Source organism: Pseudomonas sp. EA_5y_Pfl2_R50 (genome assembly GCF_963970475.1).
Lineage (GTDB): Bacteria > Pseudomonadota > Gammaproteobacteria > Pseudomonadales > Pseudomonadaceae > Aquipseudomonas.
On record NZ_CAXAPT010000008.1, the window covers coordinates 256,381 to 271,425 of the forward strand.

The window sequence follows — 15,045 nt, forward strand, 5'->3', positions numbered from 1 at the left end:
TGGGAGCGGACTTGCTCGCGAAAGCGGTACATCAGCAACACTCATGTCGACTGACGCGCCGTCTTCGGGAGCAAGCCCCCTCCCACAGTTTCAGTGCATCAATGCAGCTTCAGACGGGGTTCGGTGCCACGGCCAATCTTGCTGCCCAGCATCAGCATCGCGGTGCGGAACGGCCCGTACAGCGCCATCTGGTGCATACGGTACAGCGACACGTAAAACATCCGCGCCAGCCAGCCTTCGAGCATCACGCTGCCGGTCAGGTTGCCCATCAAGTTACCCACAGCCGAGAAACGCGACAGCGAGATCAACGAGCCGTAGTCGGTGTACTTGTATTCGGGCAGGGTCTTGCCCTCGATGCGCAGCTTCAGCGACTTGGCCAGCAACGAGGCCTGTTGGTGCGCCGCTTGCGCGCGCGGTGGGACGTTGCGATCAGTACCCGGTTGCGGGCACGCGGCGCAATCGCCGAAGGCGAAGATGTTTTCGTCGCGGGTGGTTTGCAGGGTCGGCAACACTTGCAGTTGATTGATGCGGTTGGTTTCCAGCCCGTCGATGTCCTTGAGGAATCCCGGCGCACGAATACCGGCCGCCCAGACTTTCAGACTGGCCTTGATCTCGTTGCCATCGGCAGTGATCAGGCTGTCAGCCGTGACTTCGCTGACCGACGCGTTGGTCATCACATTGACCCCGAGTTTTTCCAGGGTCTTGTGCACCGGCCCGCTGATGCGCTCCGGCAGGGCAGGCAGCACCCGTGGCCCGGCTTCGATCAGGGTGATGTGCATGTTTTCCGGTTTGATCCGGTCCAGCCCGTAGGCGGCCAGTTCGTGGGCGGCGTTGTGCAGCTCTGCTGCCAGTTCCACGCCCGTCGCGCCAGCGCCGACGATGGCCACGCTGATCTGTTCGACCACATCGGTTTGTCCGGCGTGCGCGCGCAGGTAGTGATTGAGCAATTGCTGGTGGAAGCGCTCGGCCTGCTTGCGGGTGTCGAGGAACAGGCAGTGCTGCGCCGCACCCTGAGTACCGAAATCGTTGGTGGTACTGCCGACGGCGATGACCAGCGAGTCATACGCCACTTCACGGGCAGGCACGAGTTCGATGCCGTTTTCGTCGTAAGTGGCGGCCAGCTGGATTTTCTTCTGTGCGCGATCAAGCCCGCTCATGCGCCCCAGCTGGAACTCGAAGTGGTTCCATTTCGCCTGGGCAACATAGTTGAGTTCGTCTTCGGAGGAATTCAGCGATCCGGCGGCCACTTCGTGCAACAGCGGTTTCCAGATATGGGTCAGGTTCGCGTCGACCAGCATCACACTGGCTGTACCGCGTTTGCCCAGAGTCTTACCCAGACGGGTAGCCAACTCCAGACCGCCGGCGCCGCCGCCGACAATGACAATACGATGGGACATGGGGATAACTCGCAAGGTTTTTAAAGGAAATCTTTGTCGTCATTACCCAAGCGAGCGCCAAGCTGCTCATAGCGTCAGGTAACTGATAAATCGGCTCAGCAGGCCCAGACCAATGGTCACTGCCAGTACCAGCACCAGGAGCATCCACGGCCGGAAAGGCCGGCGCTCGACACGGTGTTGGGACAGTTGCAGGTACTCTTCGACATGTTTCTGGTCTTCGGGGTTCAGGCGGCTGGTCATATTGGCCTCGTCAGGTAGACGTTGCTGAATGGGCAGAAGCTACAGCGGTTTTTATCCGGGGTTGAACGCAGCATAGCCGCTGTCCGGAACCGGCTCGACAGTCACACCGTCATCGAGGCGAATGATCCCGCTTTGTAGCACCCGGGCAGTAATCCCGCCATGCCCGCGCACCGCTTGAAAAGTGCCGGGGCCAAGGTTGTTTTGCAGGCGTGCGCAAGGCTGGCACCAGCCAGTGGTTTCAAATATGGCCTGACCGATGCGAAAGCGCCGCCCCTTGAGGCTAAACAAATTGATACCGCTGATAACGAGATTGCGCCGCAGATCTTCAGGCCTGACCGCTTGATCATGCGGCCGACCCATCAATGCGCTGATCACGGCGAGGTGTTCCCACTGAATCAGGGTCACCTGTCGTGCGTTGCGCACTCCGGGGCGTGCGTGATCGCCAGTCAACCCCGCTTCCAGTCGCGCCTCTACTGCATCGAGTTCGATCATCGGCCCGCGCGACTCGGGGCGCACACCGATCCAGCGCACGCACCCGGTTTGCGGCACGTCGGCGATCAATTGCTGAAGTGGCGTCACAGGCTGATTCCTACATCAAAGACAATGCTGCGACCGAGATTGCTGCGCAGAAAGTCCGGCGCGTCCGGGTGGGCGAACAGCACGCGGGCGAACGTCGGGCCGACCAGCGAAAGCGAGCGCCAGCCTTGGCGCAAATATTCCGTCGGCGGCGGAAAATGGCTGTTCAGGTCGAGTACTTCGCGTTTGAGGCTGGCGAAAGCGATGATGTCCAGTTCGCCCAGATCCATGCCGCGTTCCTTGTAGTTGTGTGCTTTTTTGCGCAAGGTCGGTGCCAGTCGCATCAGAAACTCGTTGGCGGGGATGCGCTTGGGTTTGGCTTCGCGGCGCACCAGCTGGCTGAGGGAAAAGGCACTGCGTCGTCGCTGCAATTCATCGCGCCATTCGTCGTTGAGCCGGCGCCCTTCATCGAGCACGAAGAACACTTCGAAATTGGCATCTCGAAACAGCACGTCCGGCGGTTCGCCGGCCGGCGCGAATTCGTCGGCGCGGTAGGGAATATTCAGGCCTTGCAACAGGCGCTGGCAAACCCAACGCTCACGCTCCCATTTGCGGGCATTGGACAGGAACGCGTTGGCCTGCTCGGCCGCGATGGTCAGCAGGCGTAAATAATCTGAGTCATCCATAAGCCCAAGCTTAGCGTTCAAATGCGACAAGCTGAAAGCGTTACGCGGCAAAGTGCATCAGTGGGCAGTTGAGAAGGGCGGTGTAGACTCATGGAAATCGATTGTTTGCGCCAAACCAAGAGGACTCATCGTGAAATTTCGCTGGCTGCTGCTGTTCGCTGTTTTTCCGTTGTTTGCCCATGCACTCGAAACCGGTGAGCACCTTGCTCCCTGGACGTTGCTCGATCAGTACGAGCAACCCTTCACTCTCGACAACAGCACCACCACGCTGCTGGTGGCACGGGACATGGACGGCGCCAAGCTGATCAAGGAAGCGTTGAAGGATCAGCCCAAGGGCTACCTGGAGGCCCGTAACGCGGTGTTCGTTGCCGACATCCAGCGCATGCCGGCGCTGATTGCCAAAATGTTTGCCGTACCGGCCATGCGTGACTACAGCTACAGGGTCATGCTTGATCGAGAGGGCCGGGTCGCATCGCGTTATCCCGGCGCAGAAGGCCAGGTATTGTGGTTGCAACTCAAGGAGGGTCAATTGCTCTCGCAACGTGAGTACGCCAACGCGAGCGAACTGCGCGAGGCACTGGAGAAGGCCCGGCCATGATCGGCGTCGAGGTGCTGGGCAATGAAAGTCTGGTGCTGGGCTGGCTGATTTATCTGCCGGTGCTGCTCTGGGCGATCATGCGCACGCCTTGGGTCGAGTTGTTCAGTGACTCGCGTCGCCAGCATCTGTTGTTCGGTACCGTGTTTGCGTTGTTTCTGTTGTGGTTGATGCGCCGGGATTTCGATACAGGCGTGTCGTATCACTTTCTCGGCATGACGGCGGTAACGCTGTTGCTGGACTGGCCACTGGCGATTGTCGGCGGGCTGGTGGCGCAAACCGGTCTGGTATTGCTCGGGCGCCAGGATCTCGCGGCGATGGGGGTCAATGGCGCTTTGTTCATTTTGCTGCCGGTGCTGGTCACCGAGTGCGTGGCGATCCTCGTCGAGCGCGCTCAGCCGCGCAATCCGTTCGTGTACATCTTCTGTTCCGGCTTCCTCGCTGCCGCGCTTGCGGCATTGCTGTGCCTGCTGCTGAGCCTGGCGTTGCTGTGGTACGACGGCCTCTTCGCCATGCCCGAATGGCTGGAGGATTTCATCGGCTACTTGTGGCTGATCATTTTTCCCGAGGCGTTCATCAACGGCATGATCGTCAGTGCGCTGGTGGTATTCAGCCCGGAATGGCTGGAGACGTTCAATCGCACGCGCTACCTCTCGGCGCCGTGGAAGGATGACGATCCGAAGTCTTGACCCACATCAAACCCGCCACGCGCGGGACATTTCATGCTCGTGCAAATCCTTTCAGGAGCAGCGGCATGAGTGTGTACGAGTGGGCGAGGCAGGAGACACGGCAGAGTCTGGAGATGGCGCAGGAAGTCGGGTTCGACCCCGGCTTGAGTTTGCGCGCCTTGCTCAGTGCCGTGGTGCAGCAGAGCAAGGCCGTGCGCAACGCCGAAGACCTCGCCGACGAGTTGCGCTTTCTGGCGGAAAACCTCGACGACGATCAGGACTACGGCTTCATGCGGCCCTGAAGATCAGTGACGCGGATCGAAGTCGCCGGTGAACAGTTCGTCTTCGGCATCCGGTGCCACCGGAATCTTGTGCTCTTCGGACGCCCAGGCACCGAGATCGATCAGCTTGCAGCGATCAGAGCAGAACGGGCGGAATTTGTTTTCCGGGGTAAATTCCACGGGGGCCCCGCAGGTCGGGCATTCAACGGTCGGGATCTGGCTCATGCTTGGCCTCCGGATAAAGTCAGGTAAAAGTGATGCAGACGCTCGACCTCGCTGTGCAGCCAGGCGAGGTCGCGGTCGTTGACCACCACATCGTCGGCACGGCTCACGCGATCTTCGCGGCTCGACTGGGCCTTGAGGATCGCCTGGACCTGCTGCTCGCTGGTCTGGTCACGCTGCAAGGTGCGTTCGATCTGCAGTTGTTGCGGGGCATCGATCACCAGAATGCGCTGGGTCATCGCGTATTGCCCGGATTCGATCAACAGCGGCGAAACCAGAATCGCGTAAGGCGATTTTGCCAGCGCCAGATGATGAGCGATTTCCTCGGCGATCAACGGATGCAGCAGGGCTTCGAGCCAGCGGCGTTGTTCCGGGACTTCAAAGATCAGCTTGCGCAACGCCGCGCGATCCAGCGTGCCGTCTGCTTGCAGCACGCCGGGGCCAAAGTGATCGGCAATTTTCGCCAGCGCCGGACGCCCAGGCTCAACCACCCAGCGCGCCGCATGATCGGCATCCACCACGTGGACACCCAGATCAATGAAGTGTTGGGCCGCCGCGCTTTTACCGCTGCCGATGCCGCCGGTCAGGCCAAGAATCCAGGGTTTTTCCACAGGGGTATTCATTTCAAACCGACAAACTGCCAATAGAAGTCGGTTATTTGACCACCCCAGAGCAAGGCAATCCAGCCGGCAATTGCCAGAAAAGGGCCGAAGGGGATCGGCGTCGAAGTTTTCTGATCGCGCAGGCGCAGCACAATCACCCCGATGATGGCCCCCACCAGCGATGACAGCAGGATGGTCAGCGGCAAAATCTGCCAGCCGCCCCAAGCTCCGAGCAGCGCCAATAACTTGAAATCACCGTGACCGATGCCGTCCTTGCCGGTCAGCAGCTTGAACAGCCAGAACACCGACCACAACGAAAGATAACCGGCCACCGCGCCCCATAGCGCGTCGTGCAATGGTACGAACACGCCGAAGCTGTTGGCGATCAATCCGAGCCATAACAATGGCAGCACCAGTACATCGGGCAGCAGTTGGTGCTCGGCGTCGATCAGACTCATCGCCAGCAAGCCCCAGGTGAGGACGATCAACAGACCCGCCGGCCAGCCAAAACCGATATGCCAGGCGATGAACGCCGACAGCAGGCCGCAGGCGAGTTCGGTCAGCGGATAGCGTTTGCTGATCGGCGCAGAACACGCCGAACAGCGCCCGCGCAGCCAGAGATAACTGAGCAGGGGGATGTTTTCCCACGGGCGGATGCGATGCGCGCAATGCGGGCATTCGGAGTGGGGCAGCATCAGGTTGTAGGTGGATTGCGGCGTTTCGCCGGGCAAGCCGAGCACGTCGTGCGCCTGCTGGCGCCAGTCGCGCTCGAGCATTTTCGGCAGCCTCCAGATCAGCACGTTGAGGAAGCTGCCGACCACCAGACCCAGCAGCAATGCTGTGCCGACAAACGCCAGCGGATACACGGCAAACAGTTCGTCGATAGGCATGTCAGATCGCTGAGCCGAGCTGGAAGATTGGCAGGTACATGGCCACTACCAGCCCGCCGACGATTACCCCCAACACGACCATGATGAACGGCTCCATGAGGCTGGTGAGGTTGTCGACCATGTTATCCACTTCTTCCTCGTAAAAACCTGCAACCTTGTCGAGCATCTCGTCCAGCGCGCCGGACTCTTCGCCGATGGCCGTCATCTGCACGGCCATGCTGGGAAAGACCCCGGTACTGCGCATCGAGAAATTCAGCTGCATACCGGTGGAAACATCCTGGCGAATGCGCAACACGGCTCGTTTGAAGACGACGTTGCCGGTGGCGCCGGCCACCGAGTCGAGCGCCTCCACCAACGGTACACCGGCGGCAAACGTGGTCGATAAGGTTCGGGCAAATCGTGCCACGGCGGACTTGTACATCAGCGTGCCCACCAGTGGCAGTTTCAGCAGCCAGGTGTCTTTGCGATCGCGCAAGGCCTGGGATGTTTTCAGCGCGTGGCGGGTACCGAAAATCGCCGCGACCAACCCACCGAGGAGCGCCCACCACCACTGCTGCATGAATTCGGAAAGGCTGATCACCATCAGGGTGAAGGCCGGCAGTTCGGCGCCAAAACCCGAGAAAACCGACTGAAATTGCGGCACGACTTTCACTAGCAGAATCCCGGTCACCACCGCCGCGACCAGTATCACGGCGGTGGGATAGGTCATGGCTTTCTTGATCTTGGCCTTGAGCCGTTCGCTTTTTTCCTTGTAGGTCGCGACCCGTTCCAGCAGCGTATCGAGGGCGCCGGACTGCTCGCCGGCATCGACCAGGTTGCAATACAACTCGTCGAAGTACTGCGGCTTCTTGCGCAGTGCTGTGGCGAAGCTGTTGCCGGCGGCCACTTCCTGTTTCACCTCGTCCACCAGTTTGCGCATGGCCGGGTTTTCGAAACCTTCGGCAATGATGTCGAATGACTGCAACAGCGGTACACCGGCCTTCATCATGGTTGCCATCTGCCGGGTGAACAGGGCGATGTCCTGCGCCTTGATGCGTTTGCCGAAACTCAGTAGCGACACGGACTTCTTGCGCACCTTGCCAGGATTGATCCCCTGTTTGCGTAATTGCGCCTTGACCAGTGCGGGATTCACTCCGCTCAGTTCCCCGCTGATTTTGCCGCCCTTTCTGTCCGTGCCTTCCCAGGCGTAGACGTGCATTTTTGCTGCCTTGACCGCCATGTTCAGTCCTTGGTAACCCGGTTGATTTCTTCAAGGCTGGTGATGCCTTGCATGGCCTTGTGCAGCCCGGAGGTGCGCAGGTCGTCGAAGCCGTCACGGCGCATCTGGCTGTCGATTTCCAGCGAGTTGCCCTCGGCCATGATCAGCCGTTGCAGCTCTGCGGTGTTTTTCACCACTTCATAAATCCCCACTCGACCCTTGTAGCCGCCATTGCAGTGATCGCAACCGACCGGCTCGTAGATCGTGAAAGTGCCGATGCGTTCCTCGGGAAAGCCTTCGGTGATCAGGGTTTCGCGCGGTATCTCGATGGGTTTCTTGCAGTGGCTGCACAGCTTGCGCGCCAGGCGCTGAGCGATGATCAGGCTGACCGAGGTGGCGATGTTGAAGCCGGGAATGCCCATGTTGTGCAGACGCGTGAGGGTTTGCGCCGCGCTGTTGGTGTGCAGGGTCGAGAGTACGAGGTGACCGGTCTGCGCGGCTTTGATGGCGATCTCGGCGGTTTCGAGGTCGCGGATCTCGCCGACCATGATCACGTCCGGGTCTTGCCGCAGAAACGAGCGCAGCGCCTGGGCAAAGTCCAGGCCTTGTCTGGGATTGACGTTGACCTGGTTGACGCCTTCCATGTTGATTTCCACTGGGTCTTCGGCGGTGGAAATGTTGATGTCGACGGTGTTGAGGATATTCAGGCCGGTGTACAGCGACACGGTCTTGCCCGAGCCGGTGGGCCCGGTGACCAGAATCATCCCCTGCGGCTGCTTGAGCGCGGCCATGTACAGGTCTTTCTGCTCTGGCTCGTAGCCCAGGGCGTCGATGCCGATCTGCGCGCTGGACGGGTCGAGAATCCGAATCACCACTTTTTCGCCCCACAGCGTCGGCAGGGTGTTGACCCGGAAGTCGATCGACTTGTTTTTCGACAGGCGCATCTTGATCCGCCCGTCCTGGGGTTTGCGCCGTTCCGAGATATCCAGACTGGCCATGACTTTCAGGCGCGCGGCGATGCGCCCGGCCAGTTGGATCGGCGGTTTGGCCACCTCGCGCAGGATGCCGTCGGTGCGCACCCGCACCCGATAGTTTTTCTCGTAAGGCTCGAAGTGCAGGTCGGACGAACCGCTCTTGATCGCGTCGAGCAACATTTTGTGGACGAAGCGCACCACGGGCGCATCGTCAGCGTCGAGGCCGCCAATGGCGTCCTGTTTATTGTCGTCGATGGCTTCCACGTCGAGTCCGTCGAGGTCGACGTCGGCCATTTCCTCCAGGCCGGTGGCGTGGGTGTCGAAGAACTTCTCGATGGCGTCGGTGAGTTTGTCGTCCTCCACCAGAATCGCTTCGGTGCTCAGCCCGGTACTGAACTGAATGTCGTTGATCGCTTGATGATTGCTCGGGTCGGAAATCCCCACGAACAGCTTGTTGCCGCGCCGCCACAAGGGCAGGGCGTGATGCTGGCGCACCAGTTTTTCGCTGACCAGGTCTTTGGGCTGGGTTTCCTTGTCCAGGCAGTTGAGATCAAGGAACGCCATGCCGAAATGCTCACTGGCGATCTCGGCCACCTGCCAGCTCTTCACCATTTTGTTTTGCACCAGATAGCTGACCAGCGACAGCCGATTACGCTGGGCCTGTTGCCAGGCCTGCTGGGCGCTTTTTTCCGTCAGCAGTTCGGCCCGTACCAATTGCTTGGCCAGACCGCTCAGAGCGATGTCATTCATGGGGATTCCGCACGCTTGCAGTTCATGACTTATAGCCTAGTCAAGTGACAGCGCCAAACACGGCCGGTGCAGGTGACAAAAAGTGTCAGATAGTGCGGTTGCGGGTTGTAGGAAATGGCGTTATTAGCGCGTCGCGCCCAACAGGCGGGGCTTTGAAGGCGTTGGCATGGCCTATGCTCCTGATCTTTCAGATCATGAGATTTCGACTCATGCATGGAGCGTGTCTATGAAAAAACAACAGGGTTTCACTCTGATCGAGTTGCTGATCGTTGTGGCAATCATCGGGATTCTGGCGACCATCGCCCTGCCGCAGTATTCCAAATATCAGGCGCGCTCGAAGGTAACTGCCGGGCTGGCGGAAATCAGCGCAATGAAAGTGCCCTTCGAGGACACCATCAACCAGGGCACCAACCCGACGCTCGCCCTCGTGAAAGGTGACAATGCGACCACTACCTCCAACTGCGCGCTGACGGCTTCGGGTACTGCCGCTGATGGCGCGGGCACAATTGTCTGCACGATCGCCAACGCTCCAGCGCCCGTATTGGGCAAAACCATTACGTTGACCCGTACCGCTGCCAGCGGCTGGTCCTGCGGTACTACGGTATCCCCGGAATATTCGCCTAAAGGTTGCACTGCAAGCGGCACCTGATCTTCGCTGGATGCCGACAGAAATGCCCCGCACTGCGGGGCATTTTTCATTGTCGAGTGGCTAACAAAAGCTTCAATAATTTCAGCATGTTAGGAACTTTCCAAAAAACCGCAACTTGCATGCGATTTAAACCGGTGTCATGCAAATTGCATGATTTCGAAGATTTCGCGAATTGGTAACTTATTGATTTATAAGGGAATTAATCATTCTCGAAAGTTGGCACAGCGTTCGCAACTACCTCGGTAACCCTGCTGACAACACATTCAGCAGACTTTCCAGAAAAACAGGAGTTACTCGTATGAAGAAGTTCGCTATCACTGCCGCTGCTGCTACCGCGCTGACCCTGACCATGACCGGCGCTTTTGCACAAACCACCCAGGCTACTCAGGCTCCAATGATGCTGGCCGCCGGTGAAGTCACCGAAATGAAACAAGACACTTCCGATACCTGGATCACCACCAAAGTCAAAGCTGACTTGGTTACCGAGAAAGGCATTCCAGGTACTGACATCAAAGTAGAAACCAACAAAGGTGTTGTATCGCTGTCGTCGACTACTGCTGTAACTGAATCGCAGAAAGACGTAGCTGTTGCCATCGCCAAGAAAATCAAAGGCGTTAAAGCGGTCTCCGCTGACGGCCTGAAAGCCGAGTAAGGCACGACTTCTCGCCTGGACCGGGAGAAGACGCGACAGACGGGCCGAGCAATACGTCTGCCGCAACTTTAGAGTTCATGCGAACGGTCACTCGGATGTGACCATTACAGGCCCCGGCACTTGTGTCGGGGCCTGTTCTATTTCTGGGTAAATACATAAAGATGATTGTGGGAGCGAGCAAGCCCGCTCCCACAAGGGTTATTCGTGACGGTCAGCTACCGCGTTTGCTGTTGATCTGCCGCAGGCGGTTGCCTTCAAAGCGCAGGTATTGGTACATGCCGTTGTTAGGGCCGTAGGTCCATTCCTCGACCTGAAACTCTTCCCGGCGATTGGCGCTGCGCTTGTACCCGAGCACGTCACGGCTGACCGGCTCGCCGCATTTGTGCAGCACTTCGCTGGAGCGGTCGCCAAGGGTGACCAGTTGGCTGCCGCAGCGCAGGGTATCGGATGCGCTGGCATGGCCAGCGGCAAACGCCAGGGCGATCACAGTCAGCCATGGGCGCTTCATCATTCGGCATCCAGATGCATGTGTGTCACCACCCGGCCATCGCTCTCGGCTTCACCCAGATTGGCGTCGATGAAATACACGCGGTCATCCTCCAGCTTGCCCTTGTCGACCAGATAATCCTTGATGCTGCTGGCGCGCTCCTGGCCCAACTGACGCAGCAGTGTGTCACTGCCACTCCAGAACCGGATCACCCCTTCACGCATTTTTGCCGTGCGTTCTTCCTTGCCCAGATCTTTCCATTCGGCGGGCGGCTGGGTTTTCAGGCGGGTGCGGTAGATGCCTTCGAGCAGTGGACCTTTCTCGCTGTCCGGTACTTGCAGCAACGACGCCTGCGCCGGGACTTTATCGCCACGACGCTGCAGCATCTTGTAGTAGTTGTATTGGTATTCACGTTCCAGCCGTTGCTCGGCGAGCAATGGACCATCGCTGCTCTGCGCGGCAGTGCCTTCGATTTCCAGGCGCAGCGCCGGACGCTCCTTGAGGGCCTGGGACAATTTCATCAGTGCGGCTTCGGCATCTTTGTTCAGTTCGCTGGAGCCTGGTGCAAACGACACGCTGCCGAGGTCTTCGGAGCCGCCACCACTGACCAGTCCGCCAATCAACTTGAACGGCGCGGCTGCCGCTTTGACGATCAGATTGCGCAGGGTCTGCCAGACAATCGGCATCACGCTGAACTGCGGGTTGTTCAAGTCGCCGGTCACCGGCAATTCGATGGAAATCTTGCCGTCGACGTCCTTGAGCAAGGCAATCGCCAGTTTCAGCGGCAGGCTCACGGCATCCGGGCTGTCGACCTTTTCCCCGAGCTGCAGTTGCTCGACCACCACTTTGTTCTCGGCTTTGAGCTGGCCCTTGGTGATCAGGTAATGCAGGTCGAGATTGAGGCGACCCTTGCGGATGCGGTAGCCGGCGAATTTGCCGGAGTAGGGCGTCAGTGTCGTCAGCTCGACCCGTTTGAAGCTGGTGGCAATGTCGAGGCTGGCCATCGGATCGAACGGGTTGACCGCGCCTTTGATGGTCACCGGTGCATAACGGTCGACCTTGCCCTTGATGTCGACGCTCGCCGGTTTCGCCTGGCGACTGTCGATGGTGCCGATCTGTCCGTTGAGCTGCTGGACTGCGGTGGCGAAATTCGGCGTCAGGCTAAAGTCGGCGAAGTTGGCCGAGCCGTCGTTGATGGCGATGGCGCCGATGTGAATGCCCAGCGGTTTTTCGTTGCTGGCGGTCTTCGCCGCAGCGGGTTTGGCGCCCGCGTCGGCGGGCTGCGGGATCAGCAGGTCATCGATGTTGGTGGTGCGATCATCGTTGATCATGAAGCGCACATACGGCTGGAAAAGGTTGACCTTGTCGATGGACAGGCTGTCGCCGTGTTGATAATTCAGACCTTCCACGACCACCTGCTGCCACTTGAGAAAGTCGCGAGTCTTCAGGGTGTCGAGGGTGTGCAGTTGATCGATCCGGGCACGTCCGGTCACCGCGAGGGCCAGCGGCTCGGTGCTCTTGAGATTGACCTTCAGGTCACTGCCGAGCATGCCGCTGCGCAGCTCCAGGCGAATGAACGGGTTGATGTAGGACTGCGCGACACGCAGGTCGATGTCCTGGGTTTTCACGTTGAGCTGGGCGTTGACCGGCGCGAGATTGACGGTGCCGTCCGCCGTGATCTTGCCTTGCTTGCCCAGGCCGGTATCTAGCTTGAGCTTGAAGGGCGAGCCGTTGAGGCTGTCGAAATCCTGCAGGTCGACGTTCAGCGGAGTGATGTCCAGCGCCACCGGTGGACTCGCCGAACGATCCGCGAGATGGACGGTGTAGTTGCGCAACTGCACGTCTTTGAGCAGCACTTGCCACGGTTTGCTCGGGGCATTCGGTTCAGCTTTCGGCGAGTCTGCAGCCGCCGGTGTACTGGCCGGTTCGGCGGCGGCTTTGGCTGCGGGTTTCGATGGCTGGCTGGCGAACAGCTTTTGCCAGTCGAGCTGCCCGTCGGCTTCAAGCCCTGCCCAGGTTTCCAGTTTCTGGCTGCGGATCTTGCCAACGACGACCTGCTGCCTGGCCAGATCGACGCTGGTTTCGCTGACATCCAGACGTTCGAGTCTCGCCAGTGGACGCCCATCTGGCGCCTTGATGGCAAATGGCGCGATGCTGACGGCGACGTTATTGAGCAGCAGTTCGGTTTCTTTCGACAGGTTGAGTTTGTACTCGGTGCTGAGGCTGATCACACCGTCTTCGAGCACCAACGGCACGGAGTCGCGCACGTAGGGCCAGAAGGCTTTCATCTTGCCGTCAGTGACTTTCAGGGTGCCTTCAGAGGTGAACGGGATCAGGCTGAAATTACCGGCCCAGTCGATTCGTCCACCTTGCGGGCCGATGGCGACCAAGGTCATGTCGGCGCTGTCTTCGGGCAAGGTGCTGAGGTTTTTCAGCTCGAAACTCAGATCGTCGTAGAGGAATTCGATGGGTTCGCTCGGGCGTACATCCTGAAAATGCACGACGCCGCCGGCCAGCTTGATGTTGTCGATGCGCAGCGGAAACGGTTTGGCGTCGGGATCGGCCGGAGTGGGTTCGCTGGCGGGCACGTTGAACAGGCCGAGCAAGTTGAGCTTGCCGTCCTTGGCGAAGAGGATTTCGCTTTTCGGTTTGTCCAGTTCGATGTTGGCCAGATGCAGGGCCTTGGTCCACAGACTGTCGATTTGCAGGTCGGCGTACAGACGCTCGAAACCGACCTGTTCCTTGCCCGGCTCGCCGATAACCAGACCCCACAGGGTGACTTCGAGGCTGAACGGGTTGAGCTCGATACGCTGGATGTGCGCAGGCACGGTCGCGTAGCTGGCCAGTTGCTGGTTGGCCACACGCAGGGCGATGCCCGGCAGAATCAGAAACCCCAGCAGGCTGTAGAGAGCCAGAGCGGTCAACAAGGCGCCAATCGCGCGAATCAATCCTTTGGGCATGTGCGGCTTCATCTGTCTGAATCGGAGTGCCTTGGAGTATGGCACGCGATTCTGGTTCCGAAGTGCTTGATGTGGGACAGGATTGTTCAGATTTGTCTGAAAATGCAGAAGCCTCGTGGGAGCGGGCTTGCTCGCGAAAGCGTCATGTCAGTCAGCATCATTGTTGACTGACACAGCGTTTTTCGCGAGCAAGCCCGCTCCCACAGGGGAAAATGCTGAGCCGTTCGAGGGGGGTTATAACTGCAGGATCAGGGTTTTCAGCGGCGGCTGTTGATCCATGGACGGGAAGTCTGCGCCCGGGGTCATCACGCTCCACTCGCGCACGGGCCGGCCAGCCTTCTCGGCGCAGCGCAACACCTGCTCGCGCCAGTCGTCCATGCTGACCTTCGCCAGGTTGTTGCAGCAGATCAGCACGCCATTGTCGGCGGTGGTCAGCAGGGCCGGTTTGAGCAGGCTCTGATAGTCGCGCAGCAGGTCGACAGTGCCGAACGCGCTCTTGGCCCAGGCCGGCGGATCGAGCAGGACCAGATCGTATTGACGCTGTTCCAGACGCAGATAGCTGGGTAGTTTCTGCCCGCGCCGCTGACTGATCGGCAGGCCGGCCAACTGGCGGATCGCCGGAAAGTAATCGGACTGGACGAATTGCATCTCGGGCAGTTGCGGATTGAGCAGGCCGTTTTCGCGACCCACCGCCAGATTGCCTTCGGCGAAATCCAGATTGCACACTTCGCGAGCGCCACCGGCCGCCGCACTGAGGCCAACGCCGCAGGTGTAGGCGAACAGGTTGAGCACGCTTTTGCCTTTGGCGTGATCCTTGACCCAGCCACGGGTGTTACGCAGGTCGAGGAACAGCAGCGGGTCTTGTCCTGCATGACGACCGCGCACGCGGTAATTGAGGCCCCATTCGTGACCGATCAGGTCGGCCAGTGCGGTGTCGTCGGCTTTGTAGACGCTGTCGTCGCGATCAATGCGCGAGTTGCCACGGGAGCGGTCGTTGTAGACCAGCAGGGAGTCGAAGCCCAGTGTCTGATTGACCATGGCGTGCAGTTGCAACAGGTCGTTGCGTTCGAGCGTCTGGTGAAAGCTCTGCACCAGCAATTGCGGGCCGTAGCGGTCGATGGTCAGACCGCCGGCGCCTTCCTGGCTGCCATGGAACAGGCGGTAGCAATCGGTGCCCTGGCGGTGCAGCTCAGCGAGCAAGTCCTGGCGTTGATCGAGGGCGGCGCGCAGCGCCTGATTCAAGGAAGACATGCGGGCGCCTTGCTGGTGAGAATTGGG

General features: G+C 59.5%; 17 protein-coding genes. 5 read left to right on the forward strand and 12 right to left on the reverse strand.

Annotation, left to right across the window (positions count from 1 at the left end; all coding sequences use genetic code 11):
• Positions 1-98: 98 nt before the first annotated feature.
• The 4 genes from AACY19_RS16180 to AACY19_RS16195 form a co-directional block, all read right to left on the reverse strand.
• Positions 99-1,397, reverse strand: coding sequence for an NAD(P)/FAD-dependent oxidoreductase (locus AACY19_RS16180; protein WP_339451808.1), 1,299 nt, complete (start codon positions 1,395-1,397; stop codon positions 99-101).
• A gap of 66 nt (positions 1,398-1,463) precedes the next feature.
• Positions 1,464-1,637, reverse strand: coding sequence for a DUF3094 domain-containing protein (locus AACY19_RS16185; RefSeq protein ID WP_007909875.1), 174 nt, complete (start codon positions 1,635-1,637; stop codon positions 1,464-1,466).
• A 51-nt stretch (positions 1,638-1,688) separates the two neighbouring features.
• Positions 1,689-2,216 (reverse strand): MOSC domain-containing protein, encoded by a 528-nt coding sequence (locus AACY19_RS16190; RefSeq protein ID WP_339451810.1) that lies wholly within the window; start codon positions 2,214-2,216, stop codon positions 1,689-1,691.
• A complete protein-coding gene (locus AACY19_RS16195) occupies positions 2,213-2,839 on the reverse strand; it encodes a DUF1780 domain-containing protein (protein ID WP_008078503.1) in 627 nt (208 codons plus the stop codon). Before AACY19_RS16195 ends, AACY19_RS16190 begins: the two co-directional genes overlap by 4 nt.
• 130 nt (positions 2,840-2,969) lie before the next feature.
• Here AACY19_RS16195 and AACY19_RS16200 point away from each other — a divergent pair, with 130 nt between their 5' ends.
• The 3 genes from AACY19_RS16200 (at position 2,970) to AACY19_RS16210 (ending at position 4,404) form a co-directional block, all read left to right on the forward strand.
• On the forward strand, positions 2,970-3,437 hold the full coding sequence (locus AACY19_RS16200; protein ID WP_339451812.1) for an FAD/FMN-containing dehydrogenase: 468 nt from the start codon (positions 2,970-2,972) through the stop codon (positions 3,435-3,437).
• On the forward strand, positions 3,434-4,123 hold the full coding sequence (locus AACY19_RS16205) for an energy-coupling factor ABC transporter permease (protein ID WP_339451814.1): 690 nt from the start codon (positions 3,434-3,436) through the stop codon (positions 4,121-4,123). Before AACY19_RS16200 ends, AACY19_RS16205 begins: the two co-directional genes overlap by 4 nt.
• 65 nt (positions 4,124-4,188) lie before the next feature.
• Positions 4,189-4,404: a hypothetical protein gene (locus AACY19_RS16210; protein WP_007959584.1), complete on the forward strand. Its 216-nt coding sequence runs from the start codon at positions 4,189-4,191 to the stop codon at positions 4,402-4,404.
• Between the two features lie 3 nt (positions 4,405-4,407).
• On the opposite strand, the gene yacG is transcribed toward AACY19_RS16210, so the two are convergent.
• Genes yacG through pilB form a run of 5 tightly spaced genes read right to left on the reverse strand, consistent with a single transcriptional unit; the run spans position 4,408 to position 9,019 of the window.
• Positions 4,408-4,608 (reverse strand): DNA gyrase inhibitor YacG, encoded by a 201-nt coding sequence (gene yacG / locus AACY19_RS16215; protein WP_339451817.1) that lies wholly within the window; start codon positions 4,606-4,608, stop codon positions 4,408-4,410.
• Positions 4,605-5,228: a dephospho-CoA kinase gene (coaE, locus tag AACY19_RS16220; RefSeq protein ID WP_339451819.1), complete on the reverse strand. Its 624-nt coding sequence runs from the start codon at positions 5,226-5,228 to the stop codon at positions 4,605-4,607. The genes yacG and coaE overlap by 4 nt, the downstream gene beginning before the upstream one ends.
• Positions 5,225-6,097, reverse strand: coding sequence for a prepilin peptidase (locus tag AACY19_RS16225; protein ID WP_339451821.1), 873 nt, complete (start codon positions 6,095-6,097; stop codon positions 5,225-5,227). The genes coaE and AACY19_RS16225 overlap by 4 nt, the downstream gene beginning before the upstream one ends.
• Position 6,098: 1 nt before the next feature.
• Complete coding sequence (locus tag AACY19_RS16230; RefSeq protein WP_339451823.1) at positions 6,099-7,316, reverse strand: type II secretion system F family protein; 1,218 nt, start codon at positions 7,314-7,316, stop codon at positions 6,099-6,101.
• A 2-nt stretch (positions 7,317-7,318) separates the two neighbouring features.
• Positions 7,319-9,019, reverse strand: a complete 1,701-nt coding sequence (gene pilB, locus AACY19_RS16235; RefSeq protein WP_339451825.1) for a type IV-A pilus assembly ATPase PilB — start codon at positions 9,017-9,019, stop codon at positions 7,319-7,321.
• Positions 9,020-9,245: 226 nt separating this feature from the next.
• Between pilB and AACY19_RS16240 the strand changes: the two genes are divergently transcribed.
• Both AACY19_RS16240 and AACY19_RS16245 read left to right on the forward strand, forming a co-directional pair.
• On the forward strand, positions 9,246-9,668 hold the full coding sequence (locus AACY19_RS16240) for a pilin (RefSeq protein WP_339451827.1): 423 nt from the start codon (positions 9,246-9,248) through the stop codon (positions 9,666-9,668).
• A gap of 298 nt (positions 9,669-9,966) precedes the next feature.
• Positions 9,967-10,320: a BON domain-containing protein gene (locus AACY19_RS16245; protein ID WP_339451829.1), complete on the forward strand. Its 354-nt coding sequence runs from the start codon at positions 9,967-9,969 to the stop codon at positions 10,318-10,320.
• 211 nt (positions 10,321-10,531) lie between these two features.
• Here the strand turns inward: AACY19_RS16245 and AACY19_RS16250 are convergent, their stop codons facing one another.
• From AACY19_RS16250 to AACY19_RS16260, 3 genes are all read right to left on the reverse strand, one after another.
• Positions 10,532-10,828, reverse strand: coding sequence for a DUF2845 domain-containing protein (locus AACY19_RS16250; RefSeq protein ID WP_339451831.1), 297 nt, complete (start codon positions 10,826-10,828; stop codon positions 10,532-10,534).
• On the reverse strand, positions 10,828-13,779 hold the full coding sequence (locus AACY19_RS16255; protein ID WP_339451833.1) for a DUF748 domain-containing protein: 2,952 nt from the start codon (positions 13,777-13,779) through the stop codon (positions 10,828-10,830). Before AACY19_RS16255 ends, AACY19_RS16250 begins: the two co-directional genes overlap by 1 nt.
• Positions 13,780-14,001: 222 nt before the next feature.
• Positions 14,002-15,018, reverse strand: coding sequence for a class I SAM-dependent rRNA methyltransferase (locus AACY19_RS16260; protein ID WP_339451835.1), 1,017 nt, complete (start codon positions 15,016-15,018; stop codon positions 14,002-14,004).
• Positions 15,019-15,045 lie beyond the last annotated feature (27 nt).